19 protein-coding genes are annotated in these 26,567 nt (G+C 39.2%); 15 read left to right on the top strand and 4 right to left on the bottom strand.

Going from position 1 to position 26,567, the window contains the following annotated elements; translation table 11 throughout:
• Window positions 1-517: 517 nt before the first annotated feature.
• Window positions 518-1,555: a DUF5677 domain-containing protein gene (locus tag J1N10_RS05205; protein WP_262325619.1), complete on the bottom strand. Its 1,038-nt coding sequence runs from the start codon at window positions 1,553-1,555 to the stop codon at window positions 518-520.
• A gap of 588 nt (window positions 1,556-2,143) precedes the next feature.
• On the opposite strand from J1N10_RS05205, the gene J1N10_RS05200 reads away from it, so the two are divergent.
• Window positions 2,144-2,875: a DUF6261 family protein gene (locus J1N10_RS05200; protein ID WP_262325618.1), complete on the top strand. Its 732-nt coding sequence runs from the start codon at window positions 2,144-2,146 to the stop codon at window positions 2,873-2,875.
• An 810-nt stretch (window positions 2,876-3,685) separates the two neighbouring features.
• Here the strand turns inward: J1N10_RS05200 and J1N10_RS05195 are convergent.
• Window positions 3,686-4,306, bottom strand: a complete 621-nt coding sequence (locus J1N10_RS05195; RefSeq protein WP_262325617.1) for a hypothetical protein — start codon at window positions 4,304-4,306, stop codon at window positions 3,686-3,688.
• 670 nt (window positions 4,307-4,976) lie between these two features.
• A complete protein-coding gene (locus tag J1N10_RS05190) occupies window positions 4,977-6,200 on the bottom strand; it encodes a uracil-xanthine permease family protein (RefSeq protein ID WP_262325616.1) in 1,224 nt (407 codons plus the stop codon).
• A 223-nt stretch (window positions 6,201-6,423) separates the two neighbouring features.
• On the opposite strand from J1N10_RS05190, the gene J1N10_RS05185 reads away from it, so the two are divergent.
• The 5 genes from J1N10_RS05185 to J1N10_RS05165 all read left to right on the top strand — a co-directional run bounded on the left by J1N10_RS05185 (window position 6,424) and on the right by J1N10_RS05165 (window position 13,877).
• On the top strand, window positions 6,424-8,643 hold the full coding sequence (locus tag J1N10_RS05185) for an amino acid permease (protein ID WP_262325615.1): 2,220 nt from the start codon (window positions 6,424-6,426) through the stop codon (window positions 8,641-8,643).
• Window positions 8,644-8,647: 4 nt separating this feature from the next.
• Window positions 8,648-10,306: a hypothetical protein gene (locus J1N10_RS05180; protein ID WP_262325614.1), complete on the top strand. Its 1,659-nt coding sequence runs from the start codon at window positions 8,648-8,650 to the stop codon at window positions 10,304-10,306.
• Between the two features lies 1 nt (window position 10,307).
• Window positions 10,308-11,735: a bifunctional class I SAM-dependent methyltransferase/glycosyltransferase family 2 protein gene (locus tag J1N10_RS05175; RefSeq protein ID WP_262325613.1), complete on the top strand. Its 1,428-nt coding sequence runs from the start codon at window positions 10,308-10,310 to the stop codon at window positions 11,733-11,735.
• Between the two features lie 207 nt (window positions 11,736-11,942).
• Entirely contained in the window at window positions 11,943-12,413 is a 471-nt protein-coding gene (coaD, locus tag J1N10_RS05170; protein WP_262325612.1) for a pantetheine-phosphate adenylyltransferase, read from the top strand.
• The gene (locus tag J1N10_RS05165) at window positions 12,414-13,877 is read left to right on the top strand and encodes a TlpA family protein disulfide reductase (RefSeq protein ID WP_262325611.1); all 1,464 of its coding nucleotides are present in this window, start codon (window positions 12,414-12,416) and stop codon (window positions 13,875-13,877) included.
• 80 nt (window positions 13,878-13,957) lie between these two features.
• Here the strand turns inward: J1N10_RS05165 and J1N10_RS05160 are convergent, their stop codons facing one another.
• Window positions 13,958-15,163: a T9SS type B sorting domain-containing protein gene (locus J1N10_RS05160; RefSeq protein ID WP_262325610.1), complete on the bottom strand. Its 1,206-nt coding sequence runs from the start codon at window positions 15,161-15,163 to the stop codon at window positions 13,958-13,960.
• 210 nt (window positions 15,164-15,373) lie between these two features.
• Between J1N10_RS05160 and J1N10_RS05155 the strand changes: the two genes are divergently transcribed.
• The 9 genes from J1N10_RS05155 (at window position 15,374) to J1N10_RS05115 (ending at window position 26,476) form a co-directional block, all read left to right on the top strand.
• Window positions 15,374-17,653, top strand: a complete 2,280-nt coding sequence (locus J1N10_RS05155) for an ATP-dependent helicase (protein ID WP_262325609.1) — start codon at window positions 15,374-15,376, stop codon at window positions 17,651-17,653.
• 129 nt (window positions 17,654-17,782) lie between these two features.
• A complete protein-coding gene (locus tag J1N10_RS05150) occupies window positions 17,783-18,385 on the top strand; it encodes a DUF4290 domain-containing protein (RefSeq protein ID WP_262325608.1) in 603 nt (200 codons plus the stop codon).
• Between the two features lie 26 nt (window positions 18,386-18,411).
• A complete protein-coding gene (murA, locus tag J1N10_RS05145; protein ID WP_262325607.1) occupies window positions 18,412-19,716 on the top strand; it encodes a UDP-N-acetylglucosamine 1-carboxyvinyltransferase in 1,305 nt (434 codons plus the stop codon).
• Between the two features lie 312 nt (window positions 19,717-20,028).
• Window positions 20,029-20,559 (top strand): TlpA family protein disulfide reductase, encoded by a 531-nt coding sequence (locus J1N10_RS05140; protein WP_262325606.1) that lies wholly within the window; start codon window positions 20,029-20,031, stop codon window positions 20,557-20,559.
• A gap of 17 nt (window positions 20,560-20,576) precedes the next feature.
• Entirely contained in the window at window positions 20,577-21,104 is a 528-nt protein-coding gene (locus J1N10_RS05135; RefSeq protein WP_262325605.1) for a peroxiredoxin family protein, read from the top strand.
• A 209-nt stretch (window positions 21,105-21,313) separates the two neighbouring features.
• Entirely contained in the window at window positions 21,314-21,949 is a 636-nt protein-coding gene (locus J1N10_RS05130; RefSeq protein WP_262325604.1) for a nucleotide exchange factor GrpE, read from the top strand.
• Between the two features lie 12 nt (window positions 21,950-21,961).
• A complete protein-coding gene (dnaJ, locus tag J1N10_RS05125; RefSeq protein WP_262325603.1) occupies window positions 21,962-23,110 on the top strand; it encodes a molecular chaperone DnaJ in 1,149 nt (382 codons plus the stop codon).
• A gap of 416 nt (window positions 23,111-23,526) precedes the next feature.
• The gene (locus J1N10_RS05120) at window positions 23,527-25,038 is read left to right on the top strand and encodes a hypothetical protein (RefSeq protein WP_262325602.1); all 1,512 of its coding nucleotides are present in this window, start codon (window positions 23,527-23,529) and stop codon (window positions 25,036-25,038) included.
• A gap of 25 nt (window positions 25,039-25,063) precedes the next feature.
• Window positions 25,064-26,476, top strand: coding sequence for a DUF5723 family protein (locus J1N10_RS05115; protein WP_262325601.1), 1,413 nt, complete (start codon window positions 25,064-25,066; stop codon window positions 26,474-26,476).
• Window positions 26,477-26,567 lie beyond the last annotated feature (91 nt).

Genomic DNA, 26,567 nt, shown 5'->3' with positions numbered 1-26,567 from the left:
TTGCAGTAAATTCTCAAATACAGCAAGGCAATCCTTTTCAAAGTTCTCCGCAACAATTTTCTGATTTATCATCATAAGCTTCTTTTAAAATGTTATAAAATAATGGCTTATGATTATCCTCAAGCTCAACCGAAACTTGTGTTATTTCATCATATTATAAGTCTTATTTTTTGAATAAGTTTATTTCTGCCGTTCTCCGTTGTACCAATGAGTTTAACCATAAACAAAAATTTTGTGGTAAATAATTTTCATCGGCTGCAAAACTAATTTATTAGCAGAAAAACCGGATTGAATGCAATTGAAATAAAAATGAAAGGCAAAAACGGCTTGTTTGAAAAAAAATCAAAAAAATTTAATTTCTTTTTTCTCCGTTATTTTGCGTCAAAAAGTATAGTAAAATGTATGATAGGCAATTTTTAAACCTCGCCTAAAAAGCTCTGTATATTACTGTTTATTAGCCTGATATAAATTATTTATTTTTCGTTCGGATATACTTTTTATACATTGTTAGGCGTAGTTATTCGTTTTCAATTCTATCAAATTCTTTTACAATCTCATTTTGGAAAAAAACTAATAATTCAACAAGAACCTTATTCAAAATAGAATCTTCCATTCCGAGTAATACTGAACTCATTTCATATAAAGAGTCAGTTGCATATTGAATAGGGTCTAAAAAGCCACAATCATTTGGTCCTGTCAAAAAATTATTTTGTTCTTCATCTCTTAAGCTAAGTTTTGTATTTATTCCAGAAACTCCTGCATGAATGCTTTCATTCGACCAAGTATAGACAGCTCTCAAATTGTCTTTAGCTACAAGATTTTCAAGTTCCTTAAAATTTCTTTTCCCATTTGGAAGACTTTTCATTGTCCATCCATAACTTTTCTGAAAATCTTTCCCGTACTTACTTATTACTTCTTCTTTATCTAAAGATAATTGGTTAAGCTCTTTTTCTGAAATAGGTTCCCATTCAAAAAAATCAGAGCATTCATTATATGATTTAGCTTTTCGATATTCTTCAATCACTGCATAATCATTATACATTTCAATGATTTCGTATGATGAATCATATAAATAAAGAAAAACGACACAGATTTCATGTAATGTTCTCCACCTTGCAAAAGCGCCATCCGCAAATCCATTTGAAACCAATACTTTAATTTCATTTGCTATTTGGCAAGCTCTAACATGATTTGAAATTAGTGTATCTAGTTTTTGGTGGTCTTCATAAGTATCAAAGATTTTATAAAACTTATCATAGGTAATTGAGCTTATTTTTGAATTCAATTCTATAAATCCCTCAAACAAAGTCAATCCAGTTTTATATTTACTTTCAATTTTATCTGCTATTTCTAATTCACGTTTCTTTAAGTCATTTTCTTCGCCAACACAATATTCAAAAATTGTTTCAGCCAATCCACCTGTGATAGTTTTAATTAGCTCAGGAATTTTTTTATTAAACGCTTTTTCAAATTCTTCAGAAGTTCCTTGAAATTTGCTTCGTTCTTTATCAATTGTATCTTGTATCAGGTTTTCTATGTAATAAGGTCTTTCCACTCTTTTATGAATTTGTCTGCAATGTTGTCGCTAATTACGCCTAACGCTTATGTAAATGTACCAACACATATACATCTCTATTATTTTCCATCTAAAATAGTTAAATAAGCACACAAAGCAATCACTTGTTGATAACTTACCAAATCTACACATCGCAATATATATACCTAACTATTAATAAAAAACACCAACACCTTATTATTACCACCACCTTTTGCCTGCATTCGGCATATTATCTATAATAATTTTGTAGATTAATATAATTGCTTAATTTTAATACAAATTTTTTAACCGCTGGTTAACTTATTTGTACACACAGGTCAAATACATTTGTTAATGGAGTAAAGGAGCTTCGGTGGATCTAAAAACAGTTGTTGATCGTATGTTTCATCAATGAAATACACAATAATCATTTGTTTATTGCCCATTTCAACATTACAGGAGGCAAAAATGATTTATTTATTGCCCATTGTATCGTTACAGGAAGCCATTTACATTTGACAATGGTTCATTACATCACTGTTTGAATACAAATACATTTGTTTTTTGGCCAGGCACTAATGGTTAACCAACACAAACTTAACTATTATGAAGATTGAAAAACTAATGCACCGCAGCTACAATGGCGAGGTAGCTACCGTGTCGGAGAGCATCTTAAAAGCTTCGGCAACCAAAGGTTTAAGTGACGATTCATTCCTTTCAGATGTATTTCAAAAAATGGGCAATGAAGAAGAGAAATTAAGCTTTGCCATAAGGCAAGACAAAACGGTTTCGGAATTAGAAACAGCCGATGATAACCGCGATAATCAATTACGTGCCTTGTATAATTTATCAAGTGGATACCTCTATCATCCCAATGAAACTGTGAGCGCAGCTGCACACACCGTTTGTTCTATTTTTGACAAATACCCTTTATCAGAACTATTACGAGCCAACTATGCCCAGGAGTCGGCTTTAATTGAGTCGCTACTGAAAGACCTGGAAGCGGACGATGTAAAAGCTGCTATTGCGCTTTTGACTGGTGTAGCCGAAATAATAGCCACCATACGAACCGCCCAGGATGCTTTTACCAGTACTTTTGTGGCCTACTCCGAAGAAAAAGCCAAACACAACGGCAAGGATACAGCTACTAAATTGAAATCGGCACTATTAAAGCTAATTAACAATGAACTGGTAATTTACCTGCGAGCCATGGCCATAGCTGCGCCAGATACCTATGGCGATTTTGCAGCGGCAACAGCACAAATCATTGCCGATAATAATGATAAGGTGCGTAAGCGAATGATGAAGAAAAATAACGTTTCGACGGAAGAAAATTAGATTTAGATTACGAAAGGTTCATAAAATCTTAGTCTAAGATTCGAAAACCCGGCAGAAAAAGTTCTGTTGGGTTTTCTTTTTGTTCCCCCATCGCCTTACGGCACTTCCCCAAGGGGAAGATTCTTCCAATGCTGATATCAGGGGAGGTGCATACGCTGATTATCATAAAACCACACGAAAGGATTCGTGCAGTAGCTTAGTACTAGACTATTGTTGCTTTTGAGCAATGCAGAAGGAAGATAACATTGGCGCTTCGCCCAAACCAGAGTTACTTTTTTCTGCAGGAAAAAAACTAACGAAAAACCCCGCTGACTCCAGCACTCGATGACCTTTCATATTTCATTCACTGAATTAAAAGAACTCCCCGATAAAAATCGGGCTCAAACAGCTTTTAATTCTACGCTCATTTCAATTGAAAGGTGCCCATCTGCGTTGCTGATGTCAGGATTCCTGCAAACTCTGATTATCGTTCTTCCCTAATCAAAACAGAGTTTTGACAGAGCGCAGGCCAGTCAGGTATTAAGCCGGTGGTGGGGTGAATGGTCGATTTCGTAATACTTCTTAAAAGGAGCTCGCTTTTGCCTTCGATAGAAGGCCTTACTTTTAATAGAAGTATCGAAATCGGGCAGGGAGCGAAGGCAATTACCTGACTTGATTCTTTTGTTTCGTTTTCTTATCAAGAAGAAAATGAAAATATAAAAAAGAGAATCGCAGGCTCTCCACAAGGCGAAGTCAACGACTCCATGATAGATGAGTAGCTTAAAATTATTGGTTCGTTTCGGTGCAATTACAAATTACGATGAGCGAGAGTTATTCAACCCTAAAATAATATTCACGTTCTGATTCATTTAAAACTCTCCAAGTTATTTCACCACAACTGTTAAAACCTATTTGATTAGGAAAATCTGCAATTGGATAATCATTGATAATAAATTCATTTCTATCCGCATTCTGTATTATCGCATTACGCCAACTAATCACATAATCCCCAACATACAATGGCCTTAGACCTACCCTGTAAACATAGAACGAATCATTAAATTCTAGAGCTGGCATGGCAACCAAGTCTGCATTTTCGCATGAAAAGAAGGAAAATTCACCTTTATCAAAAATCAACTCAAATTTATCAACAGCCCCTTTACAGTTCGAGGCCTCGTCAGGCTCAACCAGCTTATAGACTGAAAAATAATCACTTTGAGGATACTCATTAAATACTGAATCGTTTATGGATAAATCGTAAACTTTTGAAGATACTATTGCCTTCACCCAAACGGTATCATCCACTGAAAAAGATGATGATGGGGTTATGCTTACTTTATAAGCATCATATTTTAAGAAATCTTCATTTTCATCCTCACATTGAAATGCCATCAAAAATATTGAGATAACAAAAAAATTAATACCTCTTTTTATAACGTTTATCAGTTTCATGGTAAGATTAGGTTAAGTTGTTTAATATTTAAAATACACACAATCATGCATGTGTTGCTTTGTCCATATTCGTCTTATAGCTTCAAGAACTCCACAGTTTCACCAATCGAATATAGTTAAATAACAACACAAATCAACTACTTACCAACAACTTCATCACGCTTTCATTCCCATACTATTTATTTATCCATCAACACATACCATTAATATCCTATCACTAGCAAAGCTCACACACCACATCTGCCCAAGTATCAATAATATTTTTGTAGATTAATCTAATGGACTTTTATTGCTTTTGAGCAATGCAGAAGGAAGATAACATTGGTGCTTCTCCCAAACCAGAGTTGCTCTATACGCTGTTCATCGTTTTCCCACAATCAAAACGGAGTTTTGACAGAGCGCAGGCCAGTCAGGCCTTTTACGGGAGCGCGAGTACAATAGCTATCGTACCTCTCGCGTTCCTGTAAATAAAACTACTCGAAAGGATTTCGGCTGCAGGGGGTCCCCCATCGCCTTACGGCACTTCCCCAAGGGGAAGAATCCTCCTATGCTGATCAGGGTTGATGACAAATAAAAACCTGACAAGAGTAACTCCTGTCAGGTCGTTATATTTTATTGTTAATATCAGCTTTTGACAACCGTCTCACAGGTGCTAAGCACCTTCTACTGACTAATTACTTTTATCCTTTTTCATTTTAACTGGTTTTGACTTTCCAGGAAGAATCAGGTTTAAGATAACCCCTACCACCGAAGCTAAACCAATGCCAGCCAATGAGAATGAACCAAGTTCAATGGATGCTCCACCAATACCCACGGTTAAAATAACCGATACAATAACCATGTTACGGGTTTTGTGAAAATTAGCTTTCGACTCCGTTAATGTTTTAATACCAACACTGGCAATCATACCAAACAACAATAGCATAATGCCTCCCAGCACCTCGGTAGGTATCGACTTTAAAAAGCCGCTTACTTTACCAACAACTGAAAATACGATAGCCGAAATAGCTGTAATACGCAATACTTTTGGGTCGGTCACTTTTGTTAGCTCAATGGCGCCGGTTACTTCTGAATAAGTGGTGTTAGGCACACTACCCACCAAACCAGCAAATGCAGTTGCCACACCATCACCCAACATGGTTCTGTTCAAGCCCGGCTCTTTTATAAAATCTTTTTCGGCCACAGCACCCACAGCATAAATATCTCCAACATGCTCAATCAATGGTGCAATAGCAACCGGAATCATAAATAAAATGGCCTGCCAGTTAAATTCAGGCACTGTAAACTCTGGTAATGCAAACCAGGCCGCCTCTTTAATAGGTGAAAAATCAACCACTCCCATTGCCAATGACAACAGGTAACCAACGATGATTCCAACAAACACCGGAATTAATCGTAACAAGCCTTTAAAATAAACCACTGCTATAATGGCCGCTAACAACGATACTCCTGAGATAATCCAATTACCTTTAGCCATATCAACACCTACCGATGCCAACGACAAACCAATGACCATAATAACAGGCCCTACAACTACTGATGGGAAGATTTGCTTGATAAAACCAACGCCTCGCCATTTAATTAAAAATGACATTACTGTATATACAACACCCACAGCAACTAAACCAGAAAGCGTACCTGCCCAGCCAAATTTCTCAGTAGCTAAAGTAATAGGTGCTATAAATGCAAAACTACTACCTAAGAATACTGGCACTTTACCTTTTGTTATCAGGTGAAAAATAAGTGTTCCAACACCCGCCGAGAAAAGAGCAATAGACGGGTTGATGCCTACTAATAATGGAACTAAAACCGTGGCCCCAAATGCCACAAATAAAAATTGAATACCGATAATGACCTGCTTACTCAGGCCTAATGATGGCGAAGAATCCTTCATAATGACGATGACGTTATATGTTAAACCCTGCAAAATTAAGAATATCAATGGAATTGTTGCCAATCATTACTTTATTTAGTGAGTTTCAAAATAACTTATTGGAAGAACAGTGAGTCATTAGTTATTTATACCCCTAAACTGTTTCCAAGCTTAAGATGTAAAGCTCTTTTTTGTGCAAAACAATTAAAAATATTAGGTTTGTTTGACTTGATACAGATAGCATATGCGAAAAACACTAACGAATCCCAATGCCGGTTTTGGTGCTATGGCCGTTTTTATGACAGCCATTTCTACTATTTTAGGTGCTATTTTATTTTTGCGATTTGGCTATGCCTTGGCCAATGTGGGTCTGGGCGGATTGATAGCTATAATTGTTATTGGTCACGTAGTTACCGTACCTACAGCGTTGGCCGTTGCCGAAATTGCCACTAATCAACGCGTTCAAGGAGGAGGAGCCTATTACATCATTTCCCGTTCGTTTGGTTTAAATATTGGTGGCGCTATTGGTTTGGCCTTATTTTTATCGCAGGCAGTTAGTGTGGCTTTCTATATTATTGCATTTGGCGAAGCGTTTGACCCATTGATTCCTTACTTACCATTCGAGGTCGATCCTCTGGTTTTCAAAAAGATGGTCACCTTAACTTTAATGTCTATTCTTTCTGTAGTTGTGATACTACGTGGGGCGAATATTGGCATGAAAGCATTGTACGGTGTGGTAGCACTACTATTTGTTTCCATCATCTTTTTCCTGATGGGAAAACCAGTATCCGAAGGTATTGAGCTATCATTTAACAACACCATTCCCAATGGCGATGGGTTCTTTGTGGTGTTCACCATTATCTTCCCGGCATTTACCGGCATTGCAGCTGGCCTGGGTTTATCAGGTGATTTAAAAGACCCGAAAAAAGCCATACCAAAAGGTACCTTGATGGCTACCATTGTTGGCATGGTCATTTATATCATTGTAGCTTTTAAGCTGGCGTCATCGGCTACCCCCGAAGATATGCAGAACGACCAGTTGATTATGGCTAAAGTATCTGCCTGGGGGCCAATCATCCCAATCGGACTGGCGGCAGCCTGTTTGTCATCAGCCATTGGTTCGTTGCTGGTAGCTCCACGCACATTGCAAGCCATTGGTTTCGACTGCATTTTGCCCTTTGACAACTTCAACAACTGGATTGCCAAAGGGCGTGAGGCTGATAATGAACCGATAAACGGCAGTGTTATCACCATCTTTATCGCCTTCTTCTTTATCATTATTGGTGACGTCAACTTTGTGGCAGAGATTATTTCGATGTTCTTTATGATTACCTACGGTTTTATCTGTTTGATTTCATTTTTAGAGCATTTCGCAGCCGATCCATCCTATCGACCAACTTTCAAATACAATAAATGGTATTTCTCGTTGATTGGTGCCATCCTTTCATTCTGGCTAATGTTCCAGATGAAATGGACATACGCTGCACTGGCCACATTAATGATGGCCGTCACCTATTATTTCATCACCGTTGCCAATCCCGATCGACAAGGGCTTGAGAAGTTATTCAAAGGTGTTATTTTCCAGTTAAGCCGCCAGATACAGATTTTCATACAACGCGCCAATAAAGATGAGCAAGAAGCTCACTGGCGACCATTTGCCATTTGTGTGTCAGAAGATTCTTTCAAGCGTCAGGCTGCCTTTGATTTGTTACGATGGGTGTGTTACAAACACGGCTTTGGCACCTACATCCATTTTATTAAAGGCTTTTTAAACAAAGAAACACATGTTGAATCGCAAAGTGTCTTAAAACGTTTGATTCATCAATCAGAAGGTAGTAAAAGCCGTTTATATCTTGATACCATCATCAGTCCGTCTTATACTTCTGCTATTGCTCAGGTTATTCAATTATCTGGCATTAGCGGCAAAGGAAATAACCTGATATTGTTCGAATTTTCGCGCAGCAACCCCGAATCACTGAAGCATGCATTGGATAATTACCAGTTATTTGAAGCAACCGGCTTTGATGTTTGTGTGCTTAATTCATCATACAAAGGCTTTGGTTATAAACGCGATATTCATGTATGGATTAGCGCTTTAGACTTCCGCAATGCTAACCTGATGATCCTGATGGCTTACATTATTTCGGGCCATCCCGAATGGCGCAACGCGGTCATTAAAATTTATGCTACTTTCCCTGAGAGCCAGGTTGAAAAACAACGTAAGCGTTTGTTAGAGCTCATCCAGGAAGGTCGACTACCAATCTCATCTTCTAATGTGCGCTTTTTACCAATGACCGGCGAACAAACAACCCAGGAGGTTATCAAGAGTCATAGCACAGATGCCGATTTAGCTATTGTTGGTTTCCGACCAGATGTAGTTAAAGAAAATCCGGACACGCTCATTGAATATGGCGATTTGAGTAATGTTTTGTTTGTTAACACGTCTCATAAAAAAGACATTTAAAGGAATGGCAAAGCCTAGCAACCAACCCAACTTCAATTTATTTGATAAAGTTGAAAACTGGAGTCAGAAACACCAGTTTGTTATTATCGGGACTATTTTGGGTGTCTTCACCTTGTTTTCACTGCTTTTATTCAACCTGAGAGTTAGTGAAGGTGGCGACGACAGTACCTATATCATCCGAGCTGTTAACTTTATTAACGATGGCAGCTATCCTTCGTTTCAGGGGCCTTTGTACCCCATGTTTTTATCCCTTTTTGTTGCTTTATCTGGCATCAAACTAGGCCTATTAAAAGTGACTTCTTTTGTTTTAATGCTGATAAGTCTATGGCTCATCTACCGAAGTTTTAAAGACAAAATTGCTTACACGCTCTTATTTGCTACTTTACTGATTATTTCGGCAAGCAGTTATTTCATTTACTTTACCAGCCAAACCTATAGCGAAGCATTATTTCTGTTGCTTCAGATTCCTGTTTTTGCCATCGTCTTTCAACTTCATGATGATGAATCAGGCCAAACAAACTGGAAAAGAGTTTTAGTACTGAGTGCATTAATCCTGGCATCGTACTTAACCCGAACCATTGGCCTTGGCACTTTAATAGCAGTGGTTCTGTTCTTCCTTATCAACAAAAGATACAAAGACGCTGGTTTAATCACAGGCAGTTTTATTCTAATGCTCGGATTGTTCCTCATTTTAAAGAGTGCCATCTGGGAAACATCAATTATTGATAGTGGACAAGCAACAACACTGATATACAAGCACCCCTACCAGCTGGACAAAGGCAAAGAGACAATAGGTGGTTTTATCACTCGTTTTATCGATAATTCAAACCTTTACCTGTCGAAGCACTTTTTAAAGATGACTGGTTTACGGGCAATGACAAAAAACTCAACCATTGGCCTTTTAACGATACTACTTTACGGACTTTTTGCCTTGGGCACATTCAAAGCTTTTAAAAACAACAAATACATGTTGTTTGTAGCCATTTACCTGGTGATAATGCTGGGCATCACCTTTGTTGTCCTTCAAAAGCTGTGGGATCAGTATCGCTTAATCATTCCTTTCTTTCCATTTATGGTACTGATTGTTCTATATGGATTATGGGAATTCTGCCGAACGCAAAAAAGCAAATTGCTGCATTACCTGTTTTTTGGCCTTGTTGCCATCAGTATTGTTAGTACCTCTGCCCAATCATTCTCAAAAATCGATCTGCTGACCTTACGCAAAAACCTTAAAGGGGATTTATACGAAGGCTATACCGATGACTGGAAAAACTACCTGTCTATGGCTGAATATACAGGTGAGAAACTACCGGGAAACACCATGGTGGCTGTACGCAAGCCTAATATGGCACGCATTTATGCCAATGGTAAAAAGTTTTATGGCATCTACCGTTTTGATACCGATGACCCGGATCAGCTATTACAACGATTAAAAGACAGAAAGGTCACACATGTAATTATGGCCAGTTTGCGCAAAAATCCACTTGTCAACAATGGCCAAACCATCAATACAATACAACGATATCTCTACATTATATCAAAAAAGTACCCAACTGTATTTAAGTTACAACATCAGATTGGCAAGGTGGAGCCAGCTTATTTATTCAGGGTAGACTATAGTGCTGCTGTAACAAAGGAAACAACAAATCAGGAAACAAATTAAGATGAAGGTTAACGAGGAGCGAAGAGCCTATTTTGAATCAAGGGCTAAAAACTGGGTAAAATATCGTCAACGACGTTCATATTATTGGGACTCCATTACTCGCTATTGCAACTATTACATACACAAAGAAAGCTCGGTATTAGAAATAGGTTGTGGTTCGGGCGAATTGCTGGCTGCCATAAAGGGAAAATCTAAAACAGGTATTGATTTCTGCGAACCTATCCTCAATCAGGCTAAAGAGCAGTTTCCTGACATTCGTTTCGAACTGATGGAAGCCGAAAACATTACCCTCAATGAGAAATACGATGTTATCATTTTATCGAACCTGATTGGTGTTATTGATGATATTGAGCACGTGTTTAAAGAGCTCAAAAAGGTGTGTCACGAACAAACGCGCATCATCGTCACCTATTACAACCGCATCTGGGAACCCATCATCCGTTTTGCAGAGTTTTTGCACATTAAAAAACGAACACCCGAACAAAACTGGCTATCAACCGGCGATATTGCCAACCTGCTTTATCTGGCCGATTTTGACGCTTATAAGAAAAACAGAAGCATGCTGATGCCCTATCGCATACCATTCGTTTCGTGGCTGATGAATCGATTTGTGTCGCGCTTACCGTTTTTCCAGATATTTGGCCTCAATCAATTTGTTTTTGCGCGCCCGTTTCCACCACGTTTAAAACAGGAGGAAGTAGATGAGCGATATTCGGTTTCGGTGGTTGTGCCGGCCCGTAATGAAAGTGGCAACATTGAGGCTGCCATTTTGCGTACGCCCCCAATGGGGCAATTCACCGAGCTTATATTTGTGGAAGGTAACTCAACAGACGACACCTGGGACACCATTCAGCAGATGGCTGAAAAATATAAAGAGACGCATCGCATTAAAATCATGCAGCAGGATGGCAAAGGTAAAGGCGATGCCGTTCGTAAAGGTTATGCTGCTGCCGAAGGTGATATCCTGATGATTTTGGATGCCGACTTAACCGTTCCTCCCGAAGATTTACCAAAATTCTATAATGCTATCACACGAGGTAAAGGTGAATTTATTAATGGTGTTCGTTTGGTTTATCCAATGGAGAAAAATGCCATGCGAACACTAAACAACATTGGCAACCATTTCTTCTCGCGCTTGTTTAGCTGGATTTTGGAGCGCCCCATTAAAGACACGCTTTGTGGCACCAAAGTGATGTTCAGAACCGATTATCTGAAATTGGCTGAGAACCGTTCATTCTTTGGTGATTTCGACCCATTTGGCGATTTCGACCTGTTATTTGGCGCTTATAAACTGAATCTTAAAATTGTTGATTTACCCATTCGATACCGCGAACGCAAATATGGTGACACCAACATTTCACGTTTCAGTCATGGTTTAATACTATTGCGCATGTCGGCCTTTGCAGCAGGCAAAATAAAGTTTTGGTAAATAAATAACATGACATCTTACAATAGAGGCTATGTTTTCTCAAATTTTACGCCTTATTTTGTAAGCTAGAAAAGCGTATTCAAGACAACTTAAGCTTACCTGCAGTGTTTAGTAAATAAAACTGCCTTAAGCCAATCGTCGGTTACCCTTGCTGTACTATAAACCAACCGGTTTCTCAGTAATGGTGGCCGATACTAAAACAACGAAATGAAAACAGCTATTTTTCCAGGTTCATTTGATCCGTTTACTGTTGGACACGAAGATGTTGTGCGACGAGGATTAAGCCTCTTTGATAAAATCATTATTGCCGTTGGCTATAATTCAAATAAACGCGATTTCTTTCCGCTTGACGATCGCATGCAATGGATTCGTGATGTGTTTGTTGATGATGAGCGTATCAGTGTTGAGAAATACGAAGGTCTAACAGTGGATTTTGCAAAAGAAATTGGCTGTACGCATATTTTACGCGGCATCAGAACAGCTGCCGACTTCGAGTACGAAAGAGCTATTGCACAAGTAAATAAAGCCATGAGCGGTATTGATTCGGTATTCTTATTAACAACACCAGAGCACACGCCTGTTAACAGCTCAATCATCCGCGATATTGTAAAACATGGTGGCAATGCCGGCCAGTTTTTACCAGAAGCCATTCAAAAAAACATTCAAAATTTTCTGTAGATGCGCGTAGGATTATTCGCCATATTTCTGTTTATAACAACTGTGATGCTGGCCCAACAGCCACCTCAATGGGTAACCATTAAAGGAAATGCTCCTGAGTATGCTGATTTCAGCCTGGTTATGCAGAAAATTGAAAATCCTATTTCTGGTGAGTTATCTGACCTGATGGTCATTAGTGTTTCCGACGACGGCTCATTTGAACAAAGCATCGAGATATCCTCCATTACCTATGCCACCATTAACATGGGCAAGTACGAAGGAAGCATCTATCTTGAACCGGGTCAAACCTACGAGTTGATACTTCCTCCTTTTCAGCCACGCACAGATGCCGAACGCTTTAATCCGTATTTCATCCCTGAAAGTATTGAGCTGGGCATTGCCAATGAAGAAGCCCAGGGACTTAATCGTATGATAACTGATTTTGATTCCTATTTTTCGCAGCAATACAATGCCAATGCTGTTAATGTCTTTTCAAGAGGAGATATACGCAAAGCTCAGGAAATAATAGATCAAACGGACAGTTTGTTTCACTCTATCCACCCCTATTTCGTTAAATACAAGCAATATGCGTATGGTGAATTATTAACCTTGGCTTACAAACGCAACAAACGTAAAGCCATGTATTTCACCATGAAAGGTGACTCGCTTAACTTCTCAATGCCTTCTTTTCAACGTTCGTTCAACACATTGTTTAAAAGCTTCTTCACATCATATTTTTCATCCAAACAAGGAGATGCATTGCGCGATGCCTATACAAAAACGACCTCTTTCGACAGCTTATCAACCGTATTTAGGAAAGATACCTTATTTACTAATCCGGAAATAGCAGAATTTGTGTTGTTAAAAGGCCTCTATGAAGCTTTTTATTCGGGTAGATATGATCAGGAGCAAATAATAGAACTGTTTAAGCAAGCGCATGAACAAGGAAGTACGCTTAACATTAAAGATTTTGCTAAAAGCCTGCATAGGAAAGTAACCTGGTTGCGCCCAGGCTCAGCAGCTCCACAATTTACCCTCTACCGCCTCGATGGCAAAGAGCGTTCGTTAAGTGATTATGAAGGTAAATTTGTGTACCTTAATTTTATGCACACCAGCAACCACACTTGTAAAGAGGAGCTTCAATTATTAGATATTTTATCCAAGGACAGAGAGCTGCGCCGTAAGCTAACGCTTGTTACAATCATTATGGATGAAGACCCAACAGCTGCAGAGAAATTGGTTAAAGACAATAAGTACCGCTGGGACTTTCTGCATTATGCCGCCATGCCAAAGGTAGCCCTTGATTATCGCATCAGAGCCTTGCCGGCTTATTTTGTGCTAGACCCAGGTCAGAAATTACGTTTATCGCCTTCACCATCACCAGGCGAGAGCTTTATCCCACAGTTTACGGAAGCTCAGCGCAAATACCATTACGAACAACTCCGCAAAGAAAAACCTAAAACGAAGAGTATTTACGATATCTAAAAAAGTTTCTTTTGAATTTGCACTATAACCTGTGGCGATAGTGGTCAATTTTATAATGAAGCTTTGAACGAGAATCTTTTTTAATTGTTCGTCACAATCAAATGAACAGCTCCTTCCAACTCAAGTGTTTCTCCTTTATTGTAACCTTCGGCCTTAATTTTATAGAAATAGACACCAGGTTCGGCTTTCTGACTTCCTATCTTCCCATTCCACCCTTCATCGGGATTACTGGATGAATACACTTTGCGTCCCCAACGGTTATAAATAACCATGGTAAATTTATTAACCGACCGGTACAGCACTCTAAACTCATCATTTTGAGTTGGACTACTAAAAGGCGTAAAAGCATTGGGAGCTCTAACCACCATTTCATTGACCGTAAACACTTCAGGATCCGTTTCACTTTCGCATTCCGATTCACTGTTGCGCACATAAAGCACCACCGGATAACCTCCATCAGTGAATTTCTGAAAGGTAAATATAGGATCGGACACAAAGTCTTTTCCTGCATCTCCAAAGGTCCATTCCCAGTCTGTTATCTTGCCTAACGATTCGTCTGTAAATCTAACTACCATTGGCGCCGAACCTTCAGTCGCCTCATTCTCGGCCGTTCCTTCTGTTTCAAAGGTGAACTTGGCTTCTACAGCAATGGCTGAATAAGAGTAATCGGCATTAACGGGTGTTATACCATCTGAAAATTTACTGCCCACTTCCACCGAATAATTGGTATCTTCTGTTGGAGCTTTAATAAATCTGGAGTATTCATTTTCATCACTAACAGGTCCGGCAGGCGTCGATATCCAATTAAACCCGTAATCAACCATCAGTTCGCTATGGTCACTTTTATGCCTGTAATACGTCAATGATTTATTTTTAGTATAAGCTGTCACTCGCAGATTACTACAGTCAGCAAAAGGTACACCCACTGAATCTATTTGCATTTGCGGAACAAAATTCCAACAATAATAATTGGCTTTGTTCCCATCTGAAGCCGTCACTTCAACCTGATAGCCTCCTTCACTAATACCATTAATAATAGACCCTGTTTCGCCAGCTATTAACTCAAAGGCATTTAAAACAGTCGAGTATTGATACCACTGATAAGCGCTTCCGGCTGGTGCTGTCAACTCGGAGCCTGCCATGTCCTCATAAAAGAAAATAGGATCGTTTACTACACCTCCACCATACTCTGTTGGTTCGGTATAAAAAGCATTGGAAGTAATTTGCGCATTCACCGAAGTGAATGTGATTATCAACAAAATTATCAGGGTTAAGAAACGACTCATCGAGCTTAATTTTACCATCTTACAAAAACAATCAAGAGCTTACAGAGTATCAACTTCTGCCTTCTACTTTTAAACTAATTCTCTTTTTCAAAGCTATATATAAATCTTCAAACGATAAAAAGCATAATATTATTACGTCTGAATTCGTTGTATTCAAATGAACGTTTATTTTTGCAAAAGGAAGTTCATCAATTATAAATCAAGTATATCGTGCAGGAATATTTAGAGGGATTAAATGAGGCTCAGCGCAATGCCGTTGTTGAAACAGAAGGGCCATCGTTGGTTATTGCGGGAGCGGGCTCGGGAAAAACACGTGTATTGACGTTTCGCATTGCTCACCTTTTGAGCGAAGGCGTTAAACCTTACCGCGTTTTGGCTTTAACCTTTACCAATAAAGCTGCCAAAGAAATGAAAGAGCGCATTGGCTCTGTCGTTGGTCAGCACATTGCCGGCAGCTTGTGGATGGGTACCTTTCACTCTATTTTTGCCCGTATCCTTCGTTACGAATCCAAACACCTGGGCTATCCTTCATCGTTTACCATTTACGACACTCAGGACTCCAAAAACCTGATTAAGAGCATCGTTAAAAAAATGAAACTGAACGAAAAGGCCTATAAGCCAGGCAGTGTTCTTTCGCGCATTTCAGCAGCTAAAAATGATTTAGTAACTCCCGTAGTGTACGCTCGCGATGTAAACCGAACCGCCAATGATAAAGCCTCGCAAATGCCAATGATTTATGAGATTTACGCACGCTACATGAAGGAGTGCTATAAATCGGGCGTAATGGACTTTGATGATTTATTACTGAATACCAACATCTTATTTCGCGACTTTCCGGATGTACTGAAAAAATACCAGGATCAGTTTGATTACATTATGGTTGATGAGTACCAGGATACTAACTACTCGCAGTACCTGATTATTAAGAAACTGGCCGAAAAGCATAAGAACATCTGTGTGGTGGGTGATGATGCGCAGAGTATATATAGTTTCCGCGGAGCCAAAATTGAAAACATCCTTAATTTCAGAAACGATTATCCGGGTTACAAACTGTTTAAGCTGGAGCAGAATTACCGCTCATCACAAAACATAGTCAATGCGGCCAACAGCATTATCGAGAAGAATAAAGGCCAGATTCAGAAAAATGTATTCTCGGCCAATGACGAGGGTAATCCGGTCCGTGTATTAAAAGCTTATTCCGATGTTGAAGAGGGCTTTTTAATCACCAACGACATTTTTGAGAAGCGCATGAAAGAGCACCTTGAGTATAAAGACTTTGCCATTTTATACAGAACCAATGCGCAATCGAGGGTATTTGAGGAAGCCTTACGGAAAAAGAATTTACCCTACAAAATTTATGGCGGCCTGTCATTCTATCAGCGCAAAGAGATAAAAGACCTGCTGGCCTATTTCCGTTTAACAATTAATCCATCGGATCAGGAAGCTCTGAAACGTGTCATCAATTATCCGGCACGTGGCATTGGTAAAACCACCATGGATAAAATAACAGCTGCTGCCGATTCGAGCGATCAAAGTATTTGGAATATTTTGATTAATCCAAATATCGCACAAATTGGCATCAATGCCGGAACACAAAAGAAACTCGCCAATTTTATAGCATTAATTGCACAGTTTAAAGCACAGCTCGAAAACCTCTCGGCCTATGAGCTGGCGGCCGAGATTGCATCGGCAAGTGGTATTATGAAAGACCTGCACAACGATAAATCCATCGAAGGTCAGGGGCGAATCGACAACATCGACGAATTACTAAATGGTATTAAAGAGTTTACCGAAACCAAACAAGAAGAAGGCGAACCGGCCAATTTAGTTAACTTCCTGGAAGATGTAGCGCTTTTAACCGACCAGGATAATGAAAAAGCCGATGATATTAATAAGGTAACGCTGATGACCATACACTCGGCCAAAGGACTGGAATTTAAAAACGTTTACATTGTTGGTGTGGAAGAAGGCCTTTTCCCGGCCACTCAATCAACCGATAGTGAAAAAAATCTGGAGGAAGAACGTCGCTTATTCTATGTAGCCGTAACCAGGGCTGAGAACAATGCAACTATCTCCTTTGCCCGATCACGCTATAAATATGGTGAACTAACATTTAGTAAACCCAGCCGTTTTATAGGCGATATAGACCAGTCTTACCTCGATATTAATCCTGAAGATTTTGTTGGTAATGAACGGCCACAACCGGCATTTCGTAAAACCGGCATTAATCAGCCAACGTCGGGCCTTAAACCACGCATCCGCATGAATTATACATCGGAAACGGGGCAGGCAAAACCTAAAATAAATTTCAAAGCCTCCAACACCAATGGTTTGGAAGCCGGCATGCGTGTAGAGCACGAACGCTTTGGGCAAGGTGAGGTTCTTAGTATTGAGGGAGTTGCCCCTAACACAAAAGCAACAGTAAAATTCGTTAACGCCGGGCAGAAACAATTATTACTCAAATTTGCCAAACTAAAAATTTTGAGTTAGTTTTGTGGCATTCAGTTACTGCGCTAATAAACAACAAAGTAACACTACTCCGAAAGGAATTATTAAAGAAAATTCCGTAGAACATACCACCGTTTGAAGGATAAAAAAGTAAGATTTTAATACCAATTGATGGATTACAATTCTAATCGAAAAAATTTGATTCTGCCTGAATATGGCCGTCATATTCAAAAGATGGTTGACCATGCGGTTACCATCGAGGATCGGGAAGAAAGAACAAAGTGTGCGAAGACTATTATTGGCATCATGGGAAATATGTTTCCTCACTTGCGTGATGTGAATGACTTCAAACACAAATTGTGGGATCATTTAGCCATTATGTCTGATTTTCAGTTAGACATAGACTACCCTTATGAGTTGCTGGCTAAAGAAACATTAACCAAACGACCAGATAAAATACCTTATCGTAACAGCAAAATCAGCTACATGCACTTTGGTGAGTTGGTTGAAAAAATGATTGAACAAGCCATCCTACTTGAAGATGAAACCGAGCGTAAACATCTCATTGTGATGATTTGCAACCACATGAAAAAGTCGTTGTTCATATGGAATAAAGACTCTGTGACCGACGATCGTATTTTTGATGATTTAAAAAAATTATCAAAAGGCAAACTCATTGCTGAAGAAGGAACCAAACTAACTGAGTTTAAGGAACAGCACCAAAATCGTAATGCTCGCAAAAAGCGTCCGCAAAACAAACCAAAGAAGAAGTAATAAAAAATTACCCTAAACTTATCGTAATGAATTGCTTTGAAATAGAAGGCGGTCATCGCCTGAAAGGAGAAATTACACCTCAGGGAGCTAAAAACGAAGCTTTACAGGTGATCTGTGCTGTATTACTGACTTCTGAAAAAGTCACTATTAATAACATACCCGACATTGTTGACGTTAACAACCTAATAGATTTATTAGGTGAAATGAGTGTTGTTATTAATCGCATTGATCGCAACACCTGTGAGTTTACAGCTGCCAATGTGAATTTGGAATTTCTTCAAACCAAAGCATTCAAGAAAAGAGCATCGTCATTACGTGGTTCAATAATGATAATGGGGCCTTTGTTAGCACGATTTGGGAAAGCTTATTTTCCTAAACCAGGAGGTGACAAAATTGGCCGTCGCCGTTTGGATACACACTTTATCGGGTTTGAAAAATTGGGGGCTCGCTTCAATTTCGATGCGGAAGACATCTTTTATACGGTTGAAGCATCAGAGATGAAAGGTTGCTATATGTTGCTTGACGAAGCATCAGTTACAGGAACAGCCAACATATTAATGGCAGCCGTGCTAACACCGGGAACAACCACGATATATAATGCAGCTTGCGAACCCTATTTGCAACAGCTATCCAAAATGCTGATTGCCATGGGCGCCAAAATCACAGGAGTAGGCTCCAACTTATTAACCATTGAAGGTGTCAAGGAGTTGAACGCATGCACGCACACAATTCTACCAGATATGATTGAGGTGGGTAGTTTTATTGGTATGGCCGCTATGACCAGCTCTGAAATAACCATTAAAAATGTTGGTTTTGAGCATTTAGGTATTATTCCAATGATGTTTCAGCGCATGGGTATTAAACTGGAGGTCGTTGGCGACGATATTCATATTCCAGCACAGGAAAGCTACGAAATTGACACCTTTATCGATGGTTCAATAATGACCATTGCCGATGCACCATGGCCAGGATTAACACCTGATTTACTGAGTGTATTTTTGGTGGTTGCAACTCAAGCTAAAGGTAGTGTGCTTATTCATCAAAAAATGTTTGAAAGCCGTTTATTCTTTGTCGATAAATTGATTGACATGGGTGCACGTATCATTCTTTGTGATCCACACCGTGCTACTGTGATTGGTTTAAACAAAGAAAATGCACTAAGAGGTGCCAATTTAACATCGCCGGATATACGCGCCGGAGTTGCTTTGCTAATAGCAGCGTTATCCGCTCAGGGGAAAAGTACCATTCAAAACATTGAGCAAATCGATCGCGGCTATCAAAACATTGATATTAGGCTTCAGAAACTAGGCGCTCGAATCAAAAGAATTTAAGTTCTCTTAACATTTTTTGTGCAACCAATCGGCTTAAAGTTAGCCTATTTAGAACTATTCTAAAAAATTATACTCGCAACTTACCATTGCATCTATCTGCATATCTGTTAATTACAAAATTACACTGACTAATATAAAAATAGATTCTACAAATACAAGTGTTTATTAATTGGCTATCGCGATATGTCAATTTACCTTTGCACATAGAAATCACACACTTCATCACATAAAACTGCATGTTCATCTAAAAAGAAAAAATACCTCGTTTATTTTTCTGAAACTTTACACGAAATTTAATTCAATTAATGTATCATGAAGCAGCTAAAATTAATATTAGCTACTATAACTGTGAGCTTATTCTTTTTGTCATTTAACACTGACAATCAGAAGCCTACAGTTGGCTTGGAAGCCGGAAATAAAGCGCCGGTTTTTCAAACTGAGCTTATCGATGGTACGCCGTTTAATCTGAAGGATCTTCAAGGAAAAATGGTTCTTCTTAATTTCTGGGCGTCCTACGATGCGCAGTCACGCATGAATAATTACTACTTGAATGCATTACACGAAACTTATCAGACTCAGAATTTCCACAATGGGCAAGAGTTTGTAGTAGTAAGTATATCGCTTGACCGCTTTAAAGCTCCACTAAACCTTGCCATTGAGCAAGACGAAACCATGGGATTTATGCACATCTGCAATTTCATGGGTGCTAACGGTAGCATTAGCAAGATGTACAACATCAAAGAGCCGATTAATATTCTTATTGACGGTGAGGGACGTATAGTTAATAAAGACGTCGAGTATTCAACGATTGAAAAATCGCTAGCCTTTCTTTCTGCGATTTAAACACCCAACTTTTATTTATGAAACAATTGAATAAATACCCTTTTGGGGTGCTTATCCTATTTATGCTGCTTAACGCTGTAACAGTATTGGGACAAAAAAAAGGTACTAATATTGGCGATATAGCGCCTAACATTAAACTGCGCAATCCTGAAGGAAAAGCCATTGAACTGGAGTCTTTACGAGGTCAGTTAGTATTAATCGACTTTTGGGCCAGCTGGTGCCCACCATGCCGACGCGAAAACCCATATGTTGTTGACACCTATAACTCATTTAAAGATATGGAATTTAAAGGAGGTAAGGGCTTTACTATTTACAGTGTCTCACTGGATAAAAAGCAGGCAGCCTGGAAGCATGCGATTGAAGACGATCAGTTGAGCTGGCCCTATCATGTAAGTGATTTAGCCGGTTGGAACAGTAGAGCCGCAGCCATGTATGGAGTCAACGGTATTCCTATGAACTTTTTGATTGATAAAGATGGGGTTATCATTGCTAAAAACCTGCGCGGGCAAAATCTAAAAGCCACTCTGCAAGGGTTGATTAAATAGATTTGAACATATTTAAATGGCAAAAAGGCACTTTCTCCATATAGGTTAGTGCCTTTTGTCATGCTATGGCTTTATGTCAATACATATCTAATGAAAAACTGTCATTTTGTCCATGCAAAATAAAATGGCAGAATAATTGTAAATTTGCAGCTGGAAAATCAAGTCAAAAACACTTGGTTCAAGGAAGAAAATAATAAAAGTAAGATATAATGGATAAGAAGTCATCGAAAAAGGAGAAAGCGAAAGAAAAAGCCATGGATACACAAGCTGCTGACGATATTAACGAAATGAATGAAGAAACAGTGACAAACGAAGAGCAGCAAGAAGAAGTTAATGAAGAAACAGTGACAAACGAAGAGCAGCAAGAAGAAGTTAATGAAGAAACTCGGGAGCAGACTGAAGAAGAAAAGACAGCCGATAAGCTGAGTGAGATTAACGATAAATACCTTCGCCTGAGTGCTGAATATGACAATTACCGCCGTCGTACTTTAAAAGAGAAGATGGAACTAACCAAGACAGCTGGCGAAAGCATTTTACTAGCCCTGCTGCCTGTCATTGATGATTTTGACCGAGCCATGGCTCACATGGATGATGCAAAAGATGTGGAGGCATTGAAGCAAGGTATGAAGCTTATCCATACTAAATTCAACGATTTTCTTGGCCAACAAGGCATGAAAGAAATTGAAGCAAAAGATAAAGAATTTGATACGGACCTGCACGAAGCAGTGACTAAAATACCCGCTCCTGCTGAGGAGATGAAAGGTAAAGTAATTGACTGCATTGAAAAGGGGTATACACTGCACGAAAAAGTAGTGCGTTTTTCTAAAGTTGTTGTTGGCGAATAAATAGGCTGAGCTATGTCGAAAAGAGATTATTATGAAGTGCTGGAAGTATCTAAAGGTGCTTCAAAAGAAGAAATAAAGAAAGCCTATCGTAAAAAGGCCATTAAATATCACCCGGACAAAAACCAGGGCGACAAAGCAGCTGAAGAAAAGTTTAAAGAAGCCGCTGAGGCTTATGAAGTGCTTTCGAGCGACGAAAAACGTCAGCGTTACGATCAATATGGACACGCTGGAGTAGGCGGTGCTGCAGGAGGTGGCTTCGGTGGTGGAGGTATGTCAATGGATGATATCTTCTCTCACTTTGGCGATATCTTTGGTGGCGGATTCGGCGGTTTTGGAGGCTTTGGTGGTTCTTCACGAGGTGGCCGTCGTGTTAACAAAGGCTCTAACCTTCGTGTAAAAGTAAAACTTAACCTCAGTGAAATTGCCAACGGTGCTGAGAAAAAGATTAAAGTTAAAAAATACGTTGAATGTAAACACTGTAGTGGCTCAGGTGCCGAAAACGGTTCATCATATAGCACCTGTTCAACGTGTCATGGTAGTGGTCAGGTAACACGCATTTCTAACACTATATTAGGACAAATGCAAACAGCATCAACCTGTCCTACATGTGGTGGCGAAGGAAAAATCATCACTAACAAGTGTAAGCATTGTGCTGGCGAAGGGATTATGCGTGATGAGGAAATTATCAGCTTGAATATTCCTGCTGGTGTTGAAGAAGGCATGCAGTTATCTGTTTCGGGTAAAGGAAATGCCGCTCGCCGGGGAGGTATCAATGGTGACTTGCTGGTGTTAATTGAAGAAGAAAAACACCCTGAATTGGTTCGCGATGGTAACAACCTTATTTACAGTTTAAACATCAGTATACCGGATGCTATCCTTGGTAAAACAGCCGAGATACCAACTGTTGATGGTGCTGTTAAAGTTAAAGTAGAAGCCGGAACGCAACCAGGTAAAATCTTACGCCTCCGCGGAAAAGGATTACCGGAAGTTAATAGTTACGGAAAAGGTGATTTATTGGTTCACATACAGGTTTTCATTCCGAAAGAAATTACAAAGGAAGAACGTAAAATAGTTGAGAAATTCCAGGGGGCTGAGAGCTTTGAACCACAACAAGGCAGTGGAGAAGGTTTTTTTAGTCGCATGCGTAGCATGTTCGATTAAATTGTATCAACAATCATACAACAGAGTCGGAATATTCCGGCTCTTTTTTTTGTATTAACCCAAGTTCGACGTAAAATTTCTGAAATTTAAATCGAACTCGGGTTATTAATCAAGTAAAAACCTGTATTCGTGTAAAAGCCACTTTTCGCCATTTACAACACCTTCCATCATATACGCAAGAAATTCTGACACTTAGAGCACATACCCATTGTGGGTGAGAAAAATCACAAAAACTTAAATCAAATCGGCATCAATTGCTGAAACCTTAGCTCACTCCTTACGTTATTCCCAAATATAATATTCAGCTTGGTGGGAACGGGCGAGAAACAATCTTTTTCAACATTTACCAGACACTAAAACAGTCGTTTTTGTGATGTGCTTGTTTTGTTCCTCGGGCATTGAAATAAAAAAAGGACATGAAAAAAATTTGGGTGAGCTTGCTTTCGCTATCATTGCTGGCAGGCTGTATTGGTGATGAATTTGACACCGATTTAATTGTGGATGATGTTAACCTAACAAGTGGAATTATTCTTCCGCTGGCACACACAACCGTTACAATGGGTGATATTCTATCGGATCAAACCGATATGATAAAGTATGAAGATGATAACATCATTTTTTTTAGTGAGAAGGATTCAGCTGAATATGTTGGCATTAATGACTTTTTCAGAGTCTCGGATGCTTCGTTAAGTAATCTTCCCTTCAACTATTATGTTTTTAATGAGCAAAAGCAAATTGAAGTGAGCAACACCATTGCTTTCACTATTCCTGATGCAACAGTAAAAGCTGTAGAAATGGACTACACCATTTCTGCTTCGGCCAGTAACATGCAAGAGCCTGTCATTTTAACCCTTGCTTTTCCATCGGCCAATGACGGAGTGGGTAAAACGATTGAACTGGAATTGAATAACTACCAAACCTCATCACAGAATTTTGAGGGTGATCATTTTGAATTAGCCAACAATCAACTTCCGGTCAATATCTCAATCAGACCGAAGTATACAGCCGCTTATTATCAAAATGCAACAGGCTACATTTCAATTAGTATGGGCGATTTTGTACTGAAGTATATTAAAGGTACCATGGCCGAAAACGCCGTTAAGATGGAAAGAAACACTTATGATCTTGACTTTGATATCTTAGAAGACATCCCAGGTGATGTGGAATTTAAAGACCCTCGCTTGTCGCTTATATTTGATAATGCAACACCATTTAAAGGTCTTATCGTACCTGATTTAACAGGTCAATTGGAAGATGGCGGAACAACCTCCTTAAGTTCTCCAGCAATTGAACTTCCAGCTTGTCCCCAAGGCGAAGACAAAATCAGATATAAATATGAGTTAAATCGCAATAACTCCGGTGTTATTGATTTTATCGCTAAAACACCAACCAACCTCATTTACGAAGGTGATCTGGTTCTAAATCCGGGCGCTACAAATGCCGACGAAATTGAGCTATATGAAGATGACCGCATTTATGTTGGCTATGGTGTTGAAGTGCCACTTGACCTGAAACTTGATGCGATGCTTGACGAGGAAGTGGTAGAATTGGATGATATTGATGTGATTGAAGACATTACCAACGCACGATTAGTCTTTACTTCAGAAAACGGATTTCCACTAGCGGCAAAGGCCGACCTGGAGTTCTACGATGAGGAAACACAGCAAGTACTTGAACTTATTGAAGTCAATATCATAAAAGCAGCAAGTGTTAACAGCGAAGGTTTAGTAACTGAAAAAGTAAGCCATACCGAGGTGATTGACCTAACAGATGCACAAATCAAGAATCTGAACCAATCAGAAGAGATACGTATTAAAGCCTCGCTTCAAACAAGTGACTACGAAAATGGAACATCGGTTGTTTTCTTAAAAAGCCATGAACTGACGATTCAGCTTGGTATTAAAGGCAAAATTGTTCAAAACAACTAATCCAACTATTTAAAGAAACTATACGATGAAACATATATATATTGCCATCATTTTGTTCTGTGCATCAATATTGACTCAAGCTCAGGACAATGCTTTTATGTTATTAAAAGGAGTGCCGCAAACCACTCAAATCAATCCTGCATTTCGCCCGGTTAAAGGCGGTTATTTTGCATTACCAGCTTTAGGTTCCGTAAAAATCAACGGCAGTAACACTGGTTTTTCATGGTCGGATGTAATCCGTAGTGGCACAGGCTTGCAAGCCGATTCATTGGTTATAGACCTTGATAATCTGGCCGAAAACATGCAAGCGAATAACTTATTTGCTACCGAAGCATCGGTCCAAATTGTTGGTTTTGGCTTTCGCATAAAAAAGGCCTTTATTACCTTCGACGTTAACCATCGACTAAAAGCGAAAATGAACTACCCAGAATCATTGCTTGATTTACGCTACGGTAATTACAACTATGACCAGGATGTACCCATCAACCATAGCTTGTCGGATTTATTTATAAATACCATGGATTACCATGAGGTGGCATTAGGCATTTCACACCCTATCACCGAGAAATTAACCTTTGGTGCACGCATTAAGTACCTTATTGGTGTAGCCAATGCTGAAACGGAAAAATTTAACGTAGGCATCGAAACTTTTGAAGATGGCCGCATGCTCATGACCTCTGATGCTGCTATCCGCACATCGTACCCATTAGTGGTTGATTTAGACGAAGATGGCTACATTGATGATATTAGCACCGATGACGATGCTGATGTGGCAGACATACTTATGGGCGATAACCGCGGTTTTGGTTTTGATGCCGGGTTAACATACCAACTCAACGAAAAATGGACCTTTGGTGCAGCTGTTAACGATATTGGTTTTATCAACTGGAAAAGCAACACCAATCGATTCTTCTCAAACGGCACTTTTGAATACAATGGTGTTGATATTTCTCAAACTATCACAGGTGATGATGATGATGTGGATTACCTGGAAGATTTAGCCGATGATTTTGAAGATTCATTTAAATTCAGCAGCGATGAATCGAGCTACAAAACCAATATTATGGGAAGCTTTAATGTCACCGCTCAGTATCAACCAAAAGAATGGTTGGATTTGGGTGCTATCTACAAATCCTACTTTGTTGATGGCAAAACAGTGCCCGAAACAACATTAGCCGTCGGCCTTAACCCGGGTAAAGCATTGTCAACAGTTTTCACCTATTCGCTAATGAAAAATGCACCTGCTAACTTTGGTACAGGCATTGCTTTAAAGCTAGGAGCATTCCAGATTTATGCTGCCACAGATAACCTGAACTCATTAATTGTTCCTGACAAAGCTAAATATGTCAATGCCCGATTAGGTATAAACTTTGTATTTAACGGTCGTAAAAAGAAACAACAAACAGAAGACGAACTCATTGTAGTTGAGGAAGAATAACCAATAGATAAACACCAATACAAACGGTTCTTACTAAAAGTAAGAGCCGTTTTTTGTTTACATTAAACAAAACCATCCTTAAATTTATGTG

Origin of the sequence: Carboxylicivirga litoralis, from assembly GCF_025499605.1 — a bacterium.
In the GTDB taxonomy this organism is placed as follows: domain Bacteria; phylum Bacteroidota; class Bacteroidia; order Bacteroidales; family Marinilabiliaceae; genus Carboxylicivirga; species Carboxylicivirga litoralis.
This window is presented reverse-complemented; position numbering and strand designations above follow the sequence as displayed.